Annotated in this window: 11 protein-coding genes and 3 tRNA genes; 3 read left to right on the top strand and 11 right to left on the bottom strand. The window is 62.1% G+C overall.

What is annotated here, in order from left to right:
• Positions 1–48 precede the first annotated feature (48 nt).
• The 11 genes from M2367_RS04465 to M2367_RS04515 all read right to left on the bottom strand — a co-directional run bounded on the left by M2367_RS04465 (position 49) and on the right by M2367_RS04515 (position 12,549).
• The gene (locus tag M2367_RS04465) at positions 49–1,701 is read right to left on the bottom strand and encodes a hypothetical protein (RefSeq protein WP_259235933.1); all 1,653 of its coding nucleotides are present in this window, start codon (positions 1,699–1,701) and stop codon (positions 49–51) included.
• Positions 1,702–1,777: 76 nt separating this feature from the next.
• Positions 1,778–3,193 carry a hypothetical protein gene (locus tag M2367_RS04470; protein ID WP_404972852.1) on the bottom strand — a complete coding sequence of 472 codons (1,416 nt, stop codon included), beginning with the start codon at positions 3,191–3,193 and terminating at the stop codon, positions 1,778–1,780.
• A 143-nt stretch (positions 3,194–3,336) separates the two neighbouring features.
• Positions 3,337–3,897, bottom strand: coding sequence for a hypothetical protein (locus tag M2367_RS04475; protein WP_259235934.1), 561 nt, complete (start codon positions 3,895–3,897; stop codon positions 3,337–3,339).
• Between the two features lie 129 nt (positions 3,898–4,026).
• Entirely contained in the window at positions 4,027–5,448 is a 1,422-nt protein-coding gene (locus M2367_RS04480) for an FAD-dependent oxidoreductase (protein ID WP_259235935.1), read from the bottom strand.
• Between the two features lie 61 nt (positions 5,449–5,509).
• Positions 5,510–6,340, bottom strand: a complete 831-nt coding sequence (locus tag M2367_RS04485) for an FTR1 family protein (RefSeq protein ID WP_259235936.1) — start codon at positions 6,338–6,340, stop codon at positions 5,510–5,512.
• Positions 6,340–9,321 (bottom strand): YncE family protein, encoded by a 2,982-nt coding sequence (locus M2367_RS04490; protein ID WP_259235937.1) that lies wholly within the window; start codon positions 9,319–9,321, stop codon positions 6,340–6,342. Before M2367_RS04490 ends, M2367_RS04485 begins: the two co-directional genes overlap by 1 nt.
• A 4-nt stretch (positions 9,322–9,325) precedes the next feature.
• Entirely contained in the window at positions 9,326–9,775 is a 450-nt protein-coding gene (locus tag M2367_RS04495; protein WP_224430616.1) for a hypothetical protein, read from the bottom strand.
• Between the two features lie 213 nt (positions 9,776–9,988).
• The gene (locus M2367_RS04500; RefSeq protein WP_042042154.1) at positions 9,989–10,486 is read right to left on the bottom strand and encodes a YqhA family protein; all 498 of its coding nucleotides are present in this window, start codon (positions 10,484–10,486) and stop codon (positions 9,989–9,991) included.
• Positions 10,487–10,787: 301 nt separating this feature from the next.
• Positions 10,788–10,863 (bottom strand) — tRNA-Asn (locus tag M2367_RS04505).
• A 2-nt stretch (positions 10,864–10,865) separates the two neighbouring features.
• Positions 10,866–10,941: transfer RNA gene (locus tag M2367_RS04510), tRNA-Asn, on the bottom strand.
• 204 nt (positions 10,942–11,145) lie between these two features.
• Positions 11,146–12,549 (bottom strand): Na+/H+ antiporter NhaC family protein, encoded by a 1,404-nt coding sequence (locus tag M2367_RS04515; RefSeq protein ID WP_224430615.1) that lies wholly within the window; start codon positions 12,547–12,549, stop codon positions 11,146–11,148.
• A 416-nt stretch (positions 12,550–12,965) separates the two neighbouring features.
• Between M2367_RS04515 and dauA the strand changes: the two genes are divergently transcribed.
• The 3 genes from dauA (at position 12,966) to M2367_RS04530 (ending at position 15,491) form a co-directional block, all read left to right on the top strand.
• Entirely contained in the window at positions 12,966–14,690 is a 1,725-nt protein-coding gene (gene dauA / locus M2367_RS04520) for a C4-dicarboxylic acid transporter DauA (protein WP_259235938.1), read from the top strand.
• A gap of 193 nt (positions 14,691–14,883) precedes the next feature.
• Positions 14,884–14,971: transfer RNA gene (locus tag M2367_RS04525), tRNA-Ser, on the top strand.
• A 316-nt stretch (positions 14,972–15,287) separates the two neighbouring features.
• Positions 15,288–15,491, top strand: coding sequence for a helix-turn-helix transcriptional regulator (locus tag M2367_RS04530; protein WP_111901748.1), 204 nt, complete (start codon positions 15,288–15,290; stop codon positions 15,489–15,491).
• Positions 15,492–15,499 lie beyond the last annotated feature (8 nt).

Below are 15,499 nucleotides of genomic sequence, written 5' to 3' on the forward strand. Positions count from 1 at the left end.
CCAGACCGGATATGGCCGCCCATTGAGTGTTGGCACATCGGTTGTGGCTTAGCCCCCCTCGGAGATGGGGCGGGCATGCACCAGGGCGCGGTAGCTCAGGTAAAGCCAGAGCAGCCAGGCCAGCAAGGAGACGCCATAGCCAGCTAGCTCCGGCCAGCGCGGTGCGAGGCGCAGGGTCAGGCGGTGATGACCCGCCGGCACCCAGACCTGGATCAGCCCCTGGTGATTGGCACTCACGGCCAGGGGGAGACTGTCATCGAGCCAGGCTTGCCAGCCGGGATAGTCATACTGGTGCAGCAGCAGCCGGGCCGGGGCCTTGGCCGTCACCTCAAGTTCGAGGTGGCGCGCCTGCCAGTGCCTGACTTGCCACTGGACATCGGCTTGCTGCGTGACGATGGGGGGCTGGAACTCCTCCTTCCAGGCGAGCCTTGTGGGGGTGAACTCCCCCTTGGGCACCTGGCTGGGCCTGTACTCCCGGGCGCTGCGCTTGCTGTCGAATTCGGCGTCCAGCACCGCCTTGTCGGGGGCCTGGGTGAGGGGGGCATGCTTCACATAGGCCAGGGAGGAGACCAGCGTCAGGAGCAACAACCCCCACCAGCCATAACGCCAGAGGCCTTGCGCCGGTGTCGCCAATGCCACCACGGCCAGGGTGGCCAGGGTCAGGATCAGATTGCAGCGCCAGGGAAATTGCACCTGTTGCAGGGGGGGCAGCAGCCACCACAGGGGTTGGCTCACCGGCAGCATCATCAGGAAGGCCAGCACCCCCACCACGCCCCAGCACTGCAGGCTGGTTCGCCTGGGATCGGCCGCCCCGGCCCAGGCAAGCAGCAGCAGCCCCAGGGTCAGGATGGTCAGCCAGGCCAGCTGGCCGCGAAAATACCAGTCATGCCATCCGCTGGGTAATCGGTCGAGGAAGTTGCGGCGAAAATCGAAGATGCCACCGCGCATCAGCTCCATGGAGATGGCACCTTGATCGAGCAATGCAGGAAACAGCAACATGGCCGCCATCCCCATGCCCAGCATTTGGGCGGACAGGGATTGCCAAAGAGCGCCAAGCGCCGCTGTCTGGCGGGCGTGCAACAACCCCAGCAGGGTGATGAGCCCCAGAGTCAACAGCAGACTGGGCAGGTGGGAGAGCGCCAGCAACGCCACGGCCAGGGCCAGCAAGGTGGGGCCCATGGGCCTGTTGCGGCAGATGAGCTCCTGGCCCAGCAAGGCAAGGGGGGCCCAGACGAAGGCCCAAAACTCGGCGAGGGCGAAGCGGGCATAGAGATCGATGGCCAGGTGATAGGGCAGGGCGAGATAGAGCAGACTCACGGCCAGGGCCCGTCCGCAAGAGGTCAGACGGCACAGCCAGAGATAGGCGAAGAGCCCGGAGAGAAACAGCGCAAGGGTCGCGCTGGCCAGCAGGGGATAGATGGCCCTGTGGGGCGCAAGATCGGGGCCCGCAAAGAGTGCGCTGACATAGTAGGGCAACGGCGGATAGAAGAAGAAGGTCGGGCTGCCAAAACCGCCATTCATGGCCATCAACCAGCGAGGATAGGGTTCACCCTGCCAGAGCTGCGCCGCAAAATAGTGACCGGAGAGCAGGTGATGGAAGAGATCATGACCCTGGCTGCCCCCCTGCAACCAGAGAGGCATCAGCAGGGCGCCCGTCGCCATGAGCAGGGTGAGGGGAACCAGGCAGAGGCGGTATGTCATCCAGCATGATCTCGGTAGTGGGGGATGCGGGCTGAGTGTAGTCGAGCTCTGTCTGAGACAGATCCTCTGGATCGCTTCAAGAGGGGGGGATACCGAGCCAGAGCCCGGGCTCAGCCCGAAAACGCGGCGCGAACCAGAGGGGCGTGAGAGGGGGATTGCGGGTGGTCAGCTCGGACAGGGGACGACGGCTGAGCCGACAGGCACCCTCGGCCAGGGCCAGACGAGCATCCCCCTCATACCAGGCATCCGTGATGGCCAGGGAGCTCTCTTCCCGCAGCAGTCGTACCCCCCATTGGGTGACGAGGGCCGGACAGCGCTGCTCGGCCAGCTGTTTCGCCGCATACAGGGCCGCAGGCCGCGCCGGGGTCAGAGTGGTGCAGAGCAGCCAGAGGCCGATCAGACAGAGCAGCAGGGGGAAGGGGGGGGCAAGATGGCCGGGAGAGGAGCGCCCTGGGGCAAGGCGGCGCCCCCATCCTGCTCCCGTCTTGCCGGGCGTGACCAAGGCGCCTGCGGCCAGCAGCAGGCTGAGCAGTAACAGGGGGGCCAGATGGCGGGGGTTATCCGGATTTTGGCCAAACAGCGTCCAGAGCAGCAGGGCAAGCCAACTCAGGCCATAGCGGCTGGTCAGTGCCCGCCCGCTCGCCGCCGCCATGTTGCGCAGACCTAAGCCGATGAGGGGCAAGGCCAGCGGCCAGAGCGGGCTGAACTGGGTATTGAGCGTCTGAGCCCAGCTCAGCAGGCGATCCCCATGGGCCACCGCCGTGTTGCCCCACAGGGTGAAATGACCGCTGGTGAAGCGACGCCCCTCGCTAAAATAGGCCCAGCCATCCCCCTGCCAGACAAAGGCCAGGCAGAGCAGCCCCACCAGCAGGATGGGCAGCAGCAAGAGCCGGATGCGCCCTCCTTGCCAGCCGAGCAGCCCTGGCAGCAGGGCCAACACAAAGTACGAGGGGCGAAGGCCCAGCATGATGCCGACAAGCAACCCGGCCAGCATGAGTCTGCGCGCGCTCAAGGGAGAGTGGCCGCTTGGCGTCAAGGCGAGCAGGGCGCCGAGCCAGGCGGCCAGTGCGGGGCCATCGGACAAACCTGCCAGCCCCAGGGCGGGCACCAGCGGCAGACCCAGGCCAAGCAACCAGAGGGGAGCGAGCAAGGCGGGAGCCTGCCAGCGACGCACCACCAGCCAGGCGAGCAGGGGCGGGATAGGTGCCGTTCCCAGCAGGCTGGCATAGTGCACGGCGGCAATGGGGTCTGCCAGCCCCAGATTGAGCAACCGGGCCAGCCAGATGAAGACGGGGTAGCCCGGAAAGTGGGGGGCAAACTCCAGCACGCTGAAACGCGTCACCCCGTGGGCAAAGTTCAGCGCATCGTCGGAATCGAGGGCCACCGGGAAGGAAAATAGCCAGCCGAGCCAAGCCAGTTGCAGCAGGGCAAGCAGCCAAATGGTGGTTGTGCAGGGGGAAGCCCAATGCCGAGACGCTATCGTCCCCCTCATCCCCACCCCTTCTCCCGCAAGGGGAGAAGGAGGCAAACCGGCGTTCGGGGGCATCTATCGGCAGGCTGTGGGTAGGGTGGGTAGCACGAAGCGACACCCACGGTTTGTCACAGCGAGATGGCGCAATGATTGGCAGGTGGTCATCAAAGTGGTACCAGCACGGCCATCAGCGCTTTTTCCGCTTCGGCGAAGGCGGCGGCATCGGCGGGCTTGGCACCCACCCCGAACACCCCAGGGTTGCCGATGGCATCGAGCACCTGGGCCAGCGCCTGATCGGCGGCCTTGCGATCCCCTTCACTCAGGGAGGGGAGGATCAAATCCAGGAAGCGCTTGCTCTTGACCACCAGCACCTTGGCGGTTTGATAGTCCCCCAGATTCTGGCTGGCACCTTCCAGGCGACGCTCGATCTCCGCCTTGTAGGCGCGGTTGAGCAGGGCGGCCGTGCCCTTGGCATCCTTGGCCGCGATGGCGGCCGCCAGGGGCGCTTGCAGTGTCACCTTGTGGTGCTGCTCCAGGTAGCCGAGCTCCTCGGCAAGGCTGGCCAGTATGGCGCTGCCATCCTGGCCTTCGCTGGCGGCGGTGAGCAACTGCTCGCGGGCATCGATCAGCGGCTCCTTGCCCGCCGCCGCGTAGGAGTAGGCCTGGGCCTGTCCGCTCAGGGTCAGCAGCAGAGTGAGGGCAAGTAAACCCGGGCGTATGGTCATCCAGTTCTCCTTCGTTGATGTATTCAGCCGGGCTCAAGCCACGCTCTGGGTTTCGATCACGGTATTTTCGTTGCGATGATTGAAGGTGTTGCGGCGTCGGTTTGCCTGTTGAACACCTGTCACCATCCATCAGGCCACGCTCTGGGTTTCAATGACGGTATTTTCATTGCGATGATTGAAGATGGCATGGCGTCTGTCTACCCCGTCGATCACCATGTCCGCAGCCATCATCCCCATCTCCATGGCGGTGTCGGTGAAGATGTAGCGAAACGTTCCCTGACGGCCAGTCATGATGAGGTTGCCAATTGGCATCAGCGCCTGGATGGCCGCGTCGCGTCGGCCCTGATAACCGAGATCCATCAGCGGATAGGCATATTCACTGCGCGCCTCGAAGGTCTCATCGCCCAGCTTCTGGGTATCTACACCAAGCGTTGCCAGATCCTCTGTCACCCGGCCGCGCAGCTCGGCCAGCGGCGCTTGCCAGGTGGCATCCCCCGGATTGCAGGGGACTTCCAGCATCACCGAGGTCTGGCCTTGTGGCGCCATAAAGGGGCTGCGCCGGCGCGGCTCCTGCAAGCGAGTGGCCAGAATATGGGGGTCGGAGAGGTACTGCCAGGTGTTGTCCGACAGGTTCTCTTGCGCCAGGGGCATATTGATAAAGCGCAGCGCGCGGTAGTGCAAGTCGCAGGGTAACCCCAGATGCTGGCAGGTGAGCGGCAGTGGCAGGGTGGAGATCACCTGATCGAAGAGCTCGCTCTGCTCAACGTTATCTTGTGACCAATAAACCCGTTCGATCCGACCATCAGCCTGTTCGAGGCGGCTGATGGTGGCACCTGTCTTGACCGTTACGCCTTCTGCCACTAGCCGCTCTCCCAGGGTGGTGAAGATCTGGCCGAAGCCATACTTTGGATAACGATACTTGCGGGCATAGGTGCGCACCGAGAGGTTGCCCTTGCGTCTTGGCAGCAGGCGGCGCGCCACGTCTTTGAGATCGATCAGGCTGATGCGCTGACCGGCCCAGTCGGCGGAGAGCTTGTCCGGGTTGATGCCCCACAGCTTGGCGGTGTAACCCTCGAAGAACTGGCGATAGAGGGTGGGGCCGAAGTGGCTCTGGATCCACTCGGCAAAGCTCGCCTTGGCGAAATCGTCCGGCTTCCTGGCAAAGGGCAACAGCAGCAAGTCTTTCACCGCCCCCGCCATCAGGGTTAGCGGGGCAGTCTTGAGTAGGTTGGTCAGATTGAGGGGGTAGTCATAAGTGCGCCCGCCAAAGCGGATGACGCTCTTGCGCTCGGCGTGCAGCAGGTCGTCCCCCATCAGCTCGTCGATAAAGGCGAGCAGATCGGGGTTCTTGGTGATAAAGCGGTGGCCGCCGTAGTCGAAGCGGTAGTCGCCATCCTTGCCCGCGAAGCGCTGGGTGGCGCACATGCCGCCGACCACGGCCTCCTGCTCGAACAGGGTGACCGCAAAACCGGCCTGGCACAGGCGCCAGGCGGCCATCAGACCGGCGGGACCGGCCCCCAGCACTGCAATTTTCTTCATGTTATCGCCCATCAATACCTGTCCGAAGAGGAGAAAAGGGGGCCCGCAGGCCCCGCGACATCCATCGCCTGACTCAGGCCTTGCCTGCGTCGACCGGCCTGTAACTGCGATGCCAGAGGGTGACAAAGACGATCAGATAGCTGGCCCAGGTCAGCAACTGCAAGCCAGCCGGTGAGGCATTGTAGCCAAACAGGGCGCGCAGGAAGGTGCCGAACACCCCCTGATCGTCGAGGATGTGGCTGATGTTGAACACTGGCGTGGTCCAGAAGGTGATGACGTCCGCCGCCTGCAACATGTTGATGGCGGACGACAGCAGCCCCGCGGCTATGATGATGATCAGCAGCCCGGTCCAGCGGAAGAAGGGGGCCAGCGCCACCTTGCGGGTGGAGCGCAGCAGCCCCCACACCAGCACCACAGAGACCAGCAGCCCCGCCAGCGCCCCCATCAGTCCCTCATGCAGATCCACCCCTTGCCCGGAATAGACCAGGGCCGAGAAGAAGAGCACGGTTTCAAAGCCCTCCCGCATCACTGCGAGGAAGGCGAGCAGCACCAGGCCAAACAGGTTGCCGCCGTCGATGGCGGCATCGATGCGCGCCGTCATGGCCCCCACCTGGGACTTGGCCTGTTTTTGCATCCAGATTGCCATGTAGGTGAGCACCAGGGTGGCGAAGATCAGGATCCCCGCCATCAAGAGGTGGTTGTAGCGTTCGCTCTCAAATTGACTCACCACCACCTGGAACAGGAAGGCCACCACCAGCGAGGCAATCAGGCCAAGCCCCACCCCCAGATAGATGAACTTGTTGTGGCGACTGGCGCCAAGCTTGGCGAGGTAGGAGAGACAGATGCCCACCAGCAGGAAGGCTTCCAGCCCCTCGCGCAGGGTAATGAGAAAACTTGCAAACATCAGTGTTCATGCTCCGTGTCAGGGGAGGGAGGAGTCGGCGTTAACTGAGACAGCTGCAGCCGGTTGAGTAGCACTATGGGTGGTTCGGGCAATTGCGGCTCGGCGGCGCGCACCGCCTCATTGACCCACTTGGGATAGGTGCGGAAGTTGAGCCTGATGTCGGCGCTGAAGGGGCCTTGTGCGTCCGCAGGCAGGGGCCAGGCTTCATCGCGCCAACCATCGGCCGGGATGCGGGTATCTTCCAAGAGCTTGGCGTAGCGCCAGAACTTGAGCCCTACCGGCTTGCCCTCGGCATCGCCAAACACTTTTCTGAACAGCCGCGCATCCTCAGGCACGGCGCCATCCACCGGCTGGCCGCTGCGCAGCACCGTCTTGCCGCTGGCATCGGTGACGGTCAGCTCCAGCCAGAGCTCCCGAAAATCGGCGACCCCGGTGGGCAGGGCGTGGCCTGCGCCGACGTTGGTCACCCGCACCACCAGTTGCTGCCCATCGGCAGCCTGTTCGATACGGGCGCTGAGGGTGGCACTGGAGCGCAGCAGCGCCAGGCTCTCCTGCTCAAGCTCGGGATTGCGCAGCCCCACCAGCTGGTGCTGGGCACCGGTGAAGTTGTGGCGATAGAGGCGTTGTTTATAGGTGCCATTCTCGGTGGAGCGGCCCGCCACCGGGGCACCGCCGTTGCCGGGCTCGGGGTTCATGTGGCAGTCGATGCAGCTGCGCCGCCTGGCGGGATCCTTGGCCTTGGCAAAGCTGGAGTTCTCCCACTCGTCCCAGGTATTGACGATGTTGGCACCGCTGCCCGGGGCAAACTCGTTGTGGCAGGACTTGCACAGGGCCGCATCCTGGTAGAAATCCTTCTGGTAGGAGGCCTTGTGCATGGCCGGGCGGGCGTTGATCTGCCGCGACCCTAGCCAGTGACGGACGCTGCCGCCGGGGGCATCTTCGAAGACGTAACTCTCCCTGTCCTTGAGATTGACGGTGACGGCGGCATTGCCCCCCGCGTCTTCCAATCGGGTGATGCGATGGCAGAACAGACAGCTGGTGCCCTCTTCCACCACGGGCTCTCCCTGTTGATGCGCCTTGACAAGGGAGGCGCCCCCTCGCTCGAACAGGTGGGAGCCCTTGGGCAGCTCCGTCTGGCCGTTCAGCACCTGCTGGGGCATGTGGCAGCTCTGGCACCACTGACCGAAGGCTTCCCCCTCGGTCTCCCGGGCCAGTTGCTGCACCACCTTGTAGTAGGGGTGAGAGTTGCCCATCAGCCGGTGATTGCTATCGCTCCAGTCGGCGAAAGCCTGCTGGTGGCAGTTCTGACAGGAGGCGGAGCTCAACCACTCTTTCGGGTGGGTAGTGGGCGCCCTGGCGGGATCCGTGCGGGGGGCATCGAGCCGCAACCAGCTGGCGAGGTAGGGCAGGTTGCCATCGCTGGTCACGAAGGCGTGCAGATCCTCCATCATCGCCTTCACCTCGGGCGGGGGATTGGCGGGATCCACCGCCTCTGCGCCGTCACGGGGGTCGTGGCCCATGCCGCCCTGGGTCTGCTGGGTCATGCGCAGGTATTCACCGATAAAATCTCCCGCCACCATGTTGGTGAGATTGGCGTGGCCGTTGATGGCGTTATCTTTGCTCGATTGACGGTGGGCCTGCATCAGGAAGCGGTTGGTGAAGTTGAAACCATCCAGATGGCAGGAGTTGCAGCTCATCCAGTTGTCCCCGGCCATGGGGAAGCGGGCATTGGCGGCGGTGTTGCCCAGATTGAACAGCCGCTCGCCGCGCTTGAGGGGCTCGGGGCGAGGGTCGCTGTCGACCAGCCTGGCGAAACGGGGCTTGTCGACGGTGACCCGGGCGAAGGGGCCGGGGCCACCACTATTAAGGCGGGTGAGATCCTGACTCATGGCGTTTTGCACCAGAATATGGTCGCCATCGATGAGCAGGTCGCGCGGGTTCTGGCCCGGCAGGTGGCGCAGTAACTGGGTCGCCTTGGCGCCTCCCTGGAACTTCTTGCGTCTGTGGCGGTTGCTGTTGGATTTGCCGCTGCGCGACAGGTCAAACACCAGCAGGTCTTCGGAGCCCGCCAGGGTCAGGTAGACCCGCTTGCCATCGGCGGCGAAGCGCGCGGCGAAGGGGTTGGAGACGATCTGGCTGCGGTTGCCGACGCTGGGCAGATTGATCTGCAAGAAGAGCTGCTTTCTTTCATCCACCCGCTCTTTCTCTTCATCGAGATCGATGATGGAAACCGCCGGGAAGACGGTGCTCTGAAACTGGAAGGGGTGACCGAAGCTCCACAGCACATGGGGCAGCCAAGCCTCGCTGCCATCGGGGGAGAGGGCGATGCCATCGAGCAGGCGCGGCAGGCCCTGGGAGTCGCTTGGCGTGTCGCTGTGGGTCTCGGCCAGGGTAATGATACGGGGCTCTGCCAGAGAGGGGGCTGCGGGATCCTTCTTGAGCGTGGCCAGGTCGTAGATGGCCAGCTGGCCCGTCATGGCATGGGTCAGCAGCAGGCGATCGTCATCGGTGAGCGCCAGCCCGCGCGGGGTCTCGGCGGTCGCCACATCCAGCATCAGGGCGCCGTCGAGATCGTAGGCTTGCAGGCGCGCCGCCTCAAACAGGGTGACCCAGAACCAGCGCCGCTTGGGGTCGAAGATGACGCCATAGGGTCTATGGCCGGTGGGGATCGCCCTCTCCAAGTCGAGATCTTCGTCCAGCAGCAGCAGGCGATCGCCGCTGTAGTCGGTGACCAGCAGGTTGCCGTTATCGGCTCTTGCGAGCTGACGAAGATCCCCGCCAAAGTGCACCTCTTTGAGCCGTTCACCGCTGCCCCGTGCGAGCAGGGTGACGGAGCCGCCACTCTGATTGGCCGTGACGAGGCGGGGGGCATTCCCCTCCTCATAAGCGGCCAGGGCCGAGCCCATCTGCTGGGCTTGGGCCTGGGGGGCGCCGAGCAGCAAGAGGCAGGTGAACAGGCAGGTGAGCAGCAACTTCAACATGGGATCAGGAACGCCATCTGAGCAGGGTCCAGCGCCAGGCGTGGCGCAAGACCAGAGGAGTGAGCGAGAGTGCACTGAGCCAGTGGGCCCAGCTTGCCAGGGAGCCCAGGCTGTCCCCCGGGGTGCCATGCAATAGCAGCAGCAGGCCGCTGCCGAGGCAAGTCAGGAGCAGGCCTTCGATGATGCGGCCCGTGGCGCGCAAGAACGGCTTGCGGCTATGGCGCAGCAGCCGGCGATGAGAGAGCCAGAAGGCACCAAACAGCAGGGGGAACAGGGAGAGCGAAAGCATGACGTGGAGAAACAGATTCCAGCGCGCCAGGGACCAGATCGGGGTCAGCGGCTCCCACAACAGCAGGCCGGAGAAGAACATCAGATAGAGGCTGCCCTCGGCGGCCTGATGGTGATAGGCCAACCACTGCCAGAGGTATCGTGGTGAGAGGGAAAGACGGGTCATAACGGCTCCACTGCCGGGGAATGACCCCAGGCGGAGCAAGTCTACAATGGGGTAAGAGCAATGAAAAGAATTATCAATTCGTTAATCAATGAATAGAAGCTGAATAAAACCCCTGGGCCAGTTCAGCCTCTCTGCTTGCCGTCTGTGACCCCGCCGTCGATGCCCGCCGTCTCGTCCAGCCAGGATACACCATCCCCATTACGGCCCTGCTGTTCAGGGCTTTTCGGGATGGTGATCCGCCAGTCGTTCGGTGATGGCGTAGATGAGTGCGGCGGTGGAGAAGGCGAGAAACACGATGACAGACCACTTCATCTCGGTCTCGTTGCCGACCCCATCTTCGAGGAAGGCCTTGAGCACTTCTATCCCGGCAATGGTCACCAGGGAGTTGATGACAATGAGCTTCAGGGAGGCGAAGTTGATCTTGTATAGCCAGTTGTCGCCGAGGGTCTCCCGTTGCTCCGGGGTCTTGATGAACTGCACATAGCCGCACAGGGCAACCAGGATCAGCATCTGGGCCACCAGTACAAAATCCACCAGGGTCAGCACCCCGGTCACCAAGTCCAGATAGTGGATGGTGAGGATGTCGCGGCACAGTTCGTAGAGCTTGAGGGCAAACTTGACCATCAGCAGCAACACGCTGAGCAGCATGCAGACATAAAAAGGCAGCATCATGAGACGGCTGCCAGTGAGCAAGAGATTGAAGCGGCCCATGGTGATTCCTTGGCGGGGGCAGGGGTGGGGATTATGACTCAGATGGCGGCCATAAAACATGCCGGTTAACGATCTGGTCTGCTGAGCGAGAGCCTGAACAACTCACCCAGCTGAGCCGAGCGAGAACGGGACCGAAGTCATTGCTTGTCGAATTTGAGCCGAGCGAGAACGGGGCGTGCCGATTGTTCACCGTGCGAGGCATGTGGGAGAGCATGCAGTGAGAGAGGGCTGGCTCAGGGTGAAACAATGAAGGGATAGACATGAAAAAGCCCGCTTAGTTTCCTAAGCGGGCTTTCGAATGTGGCTCCCTCGACTGGACTTGAACCAGTGACATACGGATTAACAGTCCGCCGTTCTACCGACTGAACTACGAGGGAATTGGCTCCTCCTGCTGGACTTGAACCAGCGACATACGGATTAACAGTCCGCCGTTCTACCGACTGAACTAAGGAGGAATTGCCTGTCTCGTTGAGACAGCGCGCATATTAAAGAGCCGGGCGCCGGGTGTCAAGCTGGCGCTCGGCTACAAATATCACTTTTGATGCTGTTTGCCGAAAACTTGGTCGTTATGGGGTATTTTCAGCACAATCAGCAATTTGCCAGCGAATACCCCTCAACTATCAACTACCTGGACAGGCGGGCAACTGGCCCGCCTGCAATCAGGCGATGATGATGAAGCCGACGAAGGCAATGGCTGCGGTCAGCAGGGCATAGGGCAACTGGGTCACCGCATGACTGACCAGATCGCAACCTGAACCTTGGGCGGCCAGTACGGTGGAGTCGCTATAGAAGCAGGCCTGGCTACCAAACGAGGAGGCTGACAGCAGGGCGCCTATCACCAGCGGAATATCGGCGCCGACCGAGTGAGCCAGGGGCATGACGATGGGGATGGTGACCGCGAAAATCCCCCAGGAGGAGCCGGTGGCAAAGGCCAGCACCGCCATGGAGACGAAGACCACGGCAGGCAGCATCTGCGGCGTCATGTAAGGGGTCAGGCTGTTGATCACGTATTGCGGCAGGTGCAGCTGATCACAGATGTCCTTGAACACGAAGGCGGCTATCACTGTGCCGATGGCGGGCAACATGGTTTTGAAGCCGTCAATCATCTGCTCCATCATCTCGGCAAGGGGCATCAGCCGCTGGGCCATGTAGTAGGGGATGGTCAGCAGCAGGGTGACCAGCAGCCCCTTCCAGATGTCGATGTCGAAATAGACGGTGAAACCGACCAGCATGGCCATGGGCACCAGGAAGTTGTGCAGCTTGCCGGCGCGATCGGCCTGGGCAAACTCCTCCTCGATGGACTTGACCGCATAGCTGTCCGGGGTGAGACCCGCATCTTGCATGAGTTCACTATCGCTGACTCGCATGGCGCCGACGCTGCCATGCTGTGCCCGCAACTCTGCCCGTTTCATGGGGCCTATGGCCGGCACGATCCCCAGGATCACCAACAGCACCATGAGCACGGCCAGCCAGGCATAGAGCATGTAAGGAATCGCCTGGAAGTAGACGTTGATCCCCTCGCCCGTTGCGGCCACGCCGTTATTTTCCAGCAGACCACCGAAGAAGACGGCCCAGGTGGAGAGAGGGACCAGCACGCAGACCGGGGCCGCAGTGGAGTCCACCACATAGGCCAGCATCTCTCGGGAGACCTTGAAGCGGTCGGTGACTCTCTTCATGGTCTCGCCCACGGTCAGGGCGTTGAGGTAGTCATCGATGAAGATGACCAGCCCCAGCATGAAGGTCATGAAGAGGGAGGATTTCGGCCCCTTGGCCAACTTGAGCGCCTGTTGACCGAACGCCATGGCGCCGCCGGTGCGCACCAGCAGGGCGATGAGGGAGCCAAAGCTGCCGCACACCAGGATCAGCCAGCCGATCGTCTCATCCTGCATGGTACGCAGGGAGACCTCGGCGAAGGTATCGAGGGCATCGAAGGGGTTGGCGCTGAGCAGCAGCAGACCCGCAACCGTCCCTATGATAAGGGAGAGAATGGGGCGGCGCAGCCAGATTGCCAGTACCAGTACGACGATGGGAGGGATGAGACTCAGGGCAGTCGGTTCGGACATGCGCATAGGGTCCTTTTATCGGAACCGGCCTTGGCCGGCATACTAAAAGAGAGTGCCCGGCAAGGTGATGTCGAGGGGCAGTACTGCTTCTTATCGGGGTGACAGGGGAGGGGAGAGGATCCCACCGCGCAGCCACCGACTCCGGCCAAAAACATCGGCGCAGAAACTAAGGCTCATTGGGTGCTGAGTCAACCGAAAATCCGCCCAATGAGGCAAAAATCGGCAATATGGCGGCTATCTTGGTCATTCACCGAAGAGTGTACCCTTTCATTGATCCCGGCCATCGAAATCGGATTGGCTATCGGTTAAGGTTGCATGAGATACCATCGCCGCGTCGACGCTCTTGCCGGCCCTTGATGATGATCGGGTGCCGGCTCCGTCGGCCTTTGTCTCTCTGTTCTGGTATTACGACACCAATGCATACTAAAAAAGCACCACTCCCCGTGAGGCTCGCCGTGGCGTTACGCCAATCCTGCCTGGATGAACCCTATACCATGACCCGCCTGGGGCGCGATTTGGTGGCCGGGATCACGGTCGGCATCATCGCCATTCCGCTGGCCATGGCCCTGGCCATCGCCAGCGGCGTGCCGCCCCAGCATGGGCTCTACACCGCCATCATCGCCGGTATTGTCATCGCTCTGACCGGTGGCTCGCGCTACTCCGTCTCCGGCCCTACCGCTGCGTTTGTGGTGATCCTCTATCCGGTCGCCCAGCAATTCGGGGTCGGCGGCCTGCTGGTGGCGACCCTGATCTCGGGTCTCTTCCTGGTCGCCATGGGGTTGGCGCGCCTGGGTCGCCTCATCGAGTACATCCCCCCCTCGGTCACCCTCGGTTTTACCGGCGGCATCGCCATCGTCATCGCCACCCTGCAAATAAAGGACTTCTTCGGCCTGCAGGTACCCGAGATGCCGGAAACCTATCTGGGCAAGGTGGAAGCGCTGGCCCACGCTCTGCCTGGCTGGCAGTGGGGGGATACCCTCATCGGTGTGACCACGCTGGCGGTTTTGCTGCTCTGGCCCAGGCTCAAGTTGCCGGTGCCGGGCCATCTGCCCGCCGTGCTGGTGGGGGCCGGGCTTGGGGTTGCCCTGCATGGCTGCGGTGTCGAGGTAGCGACCATCGGCAGCCAGTTCCACTATCTGTTGCCTGATGGCAGTCAGGGGGCGGGGATCCCCCCTCTGGCGCCCAGTCTGCTGATGCCATGGTCCCTGCCAGGACCCGATGGCCAGCCGGTGAACTGGGATCTGGCCGCCATCCAGCAACTGCTGCCTGCGGCCTTCTCCATGGCGATGCTGGGGGCCATCGAATCCCTGCTCTGCGCCGTGGTGCTCGATGGCATGACGGGGCGCAAGCACAGCTCCAACACCGAGCTGGTGGGGCAGGGGCTGGGTAACATAGTGGCGCCCTTCTTTGGGGGCATCACGGCCACCGCCGCCATTGCGCGCTCAGCCGCCAACGTGCGAGCCGGGGCTACCTCGCCCATCTCGGCGGTGATCCATGCCCTGGTGGTACTGGCCGCCGTGCTGGTGCTGGCCCCCTGGCTCTCCTGGCTGCCGCTGTCCGCCATGGCCGCCCTGCTGCTGCTGGTCGCCTGGAACATGAGCGAGGCGCACAAGGCGGTAGAGCTCATTCGTCGTGCGCCCGGTGCGGATGTGCTGGTGCTGCTGGTCTGCTTGTCGCTCACCGTCATCTTCGACATGGTGATTGCCATCACCTTCGGGGTGATCCTGGCCTCACTGCTCTTCATGCGCGACATTGCCAGAATGACCCTGTTGCAGGACTTGGGGCAGCACAAGCGTCATCAGCATCAGCTGCCAGAGCAGGGCCTGCTCTACCGCATCAACGGCCCGCTCTTCTTCGCCGCCGCCGATCGGGTATTTGGCGAACTGGCCGAGCAGGTACAGGGCCACCGCGTGCTGGTGTTGCAGATGGATGCCGTCTCCATCCTGGATGCGGGAGGACTGTCGGCATTTCTCCATTTCAAGCAGCAGATGGCCAATACCGGGGTGGAGCTGCGCATTGCCGAGTTGCAATTTCAACCCCTCAAGACCCTGGCGCGGGCCAAGGTGGTACCCGTCCCAGGCCAACTGGCATTTTACGGCTCCTTGGAAGAGGCGTTGGCGGAAGAGCAGGCTCCCGGATAAGCCAGATAAACGGGGTTTAATGGGGGAGTTGCCAAGATTTTCACCAATTGGTGTGAATCTTGAGCAAGCGACATAAAAAGCAATAAATTGCGTTGACCCATGCAGGCCCATCCCTTACATTACGCCCCGTTGTCGCCGCCATGGCCGTGAGCAACCCTGGTGATTGAACAGGTAAAGCAGCAGTCGAAAATTTGGTGAGGTGTCCGAGTGGCTGAAGGAGCACGCCTGGAAAGTGTGTATACGGCAACGTATCGAGGGTTCGAATCCCTCCCTCACCGCCAAATGATAAGCCCAAGCAATTGAATTGCTTGGGCTTTTTCTTTATGTGCAATTTTCGTTATGCCATTCACTATGCCATCTGATGTTGGCTGGTACGGAACTATCTCGTACCCCGTTGGACAATCTTTCCATGTTCTTACACGCTGTGTAGTCTTGTTGTTCGAAACCGCCACGCGTAGAGTTTGTCAAAATCTTCGTAAAAGTAATTTGCGTTTTGAATGACATAATGTTGTCTCAAGTCGCAAAATGTTACGTCATTACAAGGTTTGTGGTACTCTCCCTCCCTATCATCAAGACCATCCAATATGAGGCATCGCCATGATCCGCTGCCATCTCGCCCGCATGATGGGTGAACGTAAGATGCGTATTGCCGACGTTGCCAGAGAGACTGGGCTCAGCAGAGCTACCTTGACCTTACTCTACAAAGAAACGGCGCAGAAAGTGGATCTGGAAGCCATTGAGAAACTGTGTTTGCTGTTTGAGTGCCAGATAGGTGACCTGCTAGAGCTGATCCACCAATAAACGGGATA

The sequence above is a fragment of the Aeromonas sp. BIGb0445 genome (genome assembly GCF_024809075.1).
Lineage (GTDB): Bacteria > Pseudomonadota > Gammaproteobacteria > Enterobacterales > Aeromonadaceae > Aeromonas > Aeromonas rivuli.

Excerpts from the sequence above, each read along its gene's own strand:
- M2367_RS04495 (WP_224430616.1), bottom strand. The coding sequence starts at position 9,775 with ATGACCCGTCTTTCCCTCTCACCACGATACCTCTGGCAGTGGTTGGCC.
- M2367_RS04465 (WP_259235933.1), bottom strand. The coding sequence starts at position 1,701 with ATGACATACCGCCTCTGCCTGGTTCCCCTCACCCTGCTCATGGCGACG.
- M2367_RS04470 (WP_404972852.1), bottom strand. The coding sequence starts at position 3,193 with ATGAGGGGGACGATAGCGTCTCGGCATTGGGCTTCCCCCTGCACAACC.
- M2367_RS04500 (WP_042042154.1), bottom strand. The coding sequence starts at position 10,486 with ATGGGCCGCTTCAATCTCTTGCTCACTGGCAGCCGTCTCATGATGCTG.
- M2367_RS04485 (WP_259235936.1), bottom strand. The coding sequence starts at position 6,340 with ATGTTTGCAAGTTTTCTCATTACCCTGCGCGAGGGGCTGGAAGCCTTC.
- M2367_RS04480 (WP_259235935.1), bottom strand. The coding sequence starts at position 5,448 with ATGGGCGATAACATGAAGAAAATTGCAGTGCTGGGGGCCGGTCCCGCC.
- M2367_RS04530 (WP_111901748.1), top strand. The coding sequence starts at position 15,288 with ATGATCCGCTGCCATCTCGCCCGCATGATGGGTGAACGTAAGATGCGT.
- M2367_RS04515 (WP_224430615.1), bottom strand. The coding sequence starts at position 12,549 with ATGTCCGAACCGACTGCCCTGAGTCTCATCCCTCCCATCGTCGTACTG.
- M2367_RS04475 (WP_259235934.1), bottom strand. The coding sequence starts at position 3,897 with ATGACCATACGCCCGGGTTTACTTGCCCTCACTCTGCTGCTGACCCTG.
- M2367_RS04490 (WP_259235937.1), bottom strand. The coding sequence starts at position 9,321 with ATGTTGAAGTTGCTGCTCACCTGCCTGTTCACCTGCCTCTTGCTGCTC.
- dauA (WP_259235938.1), top strand. The coding sequence starts at position 12,966 with ATGCATACTAAAAAAGCACCACTCCCCGTGAGGCTCGCCGTGGCGTTA.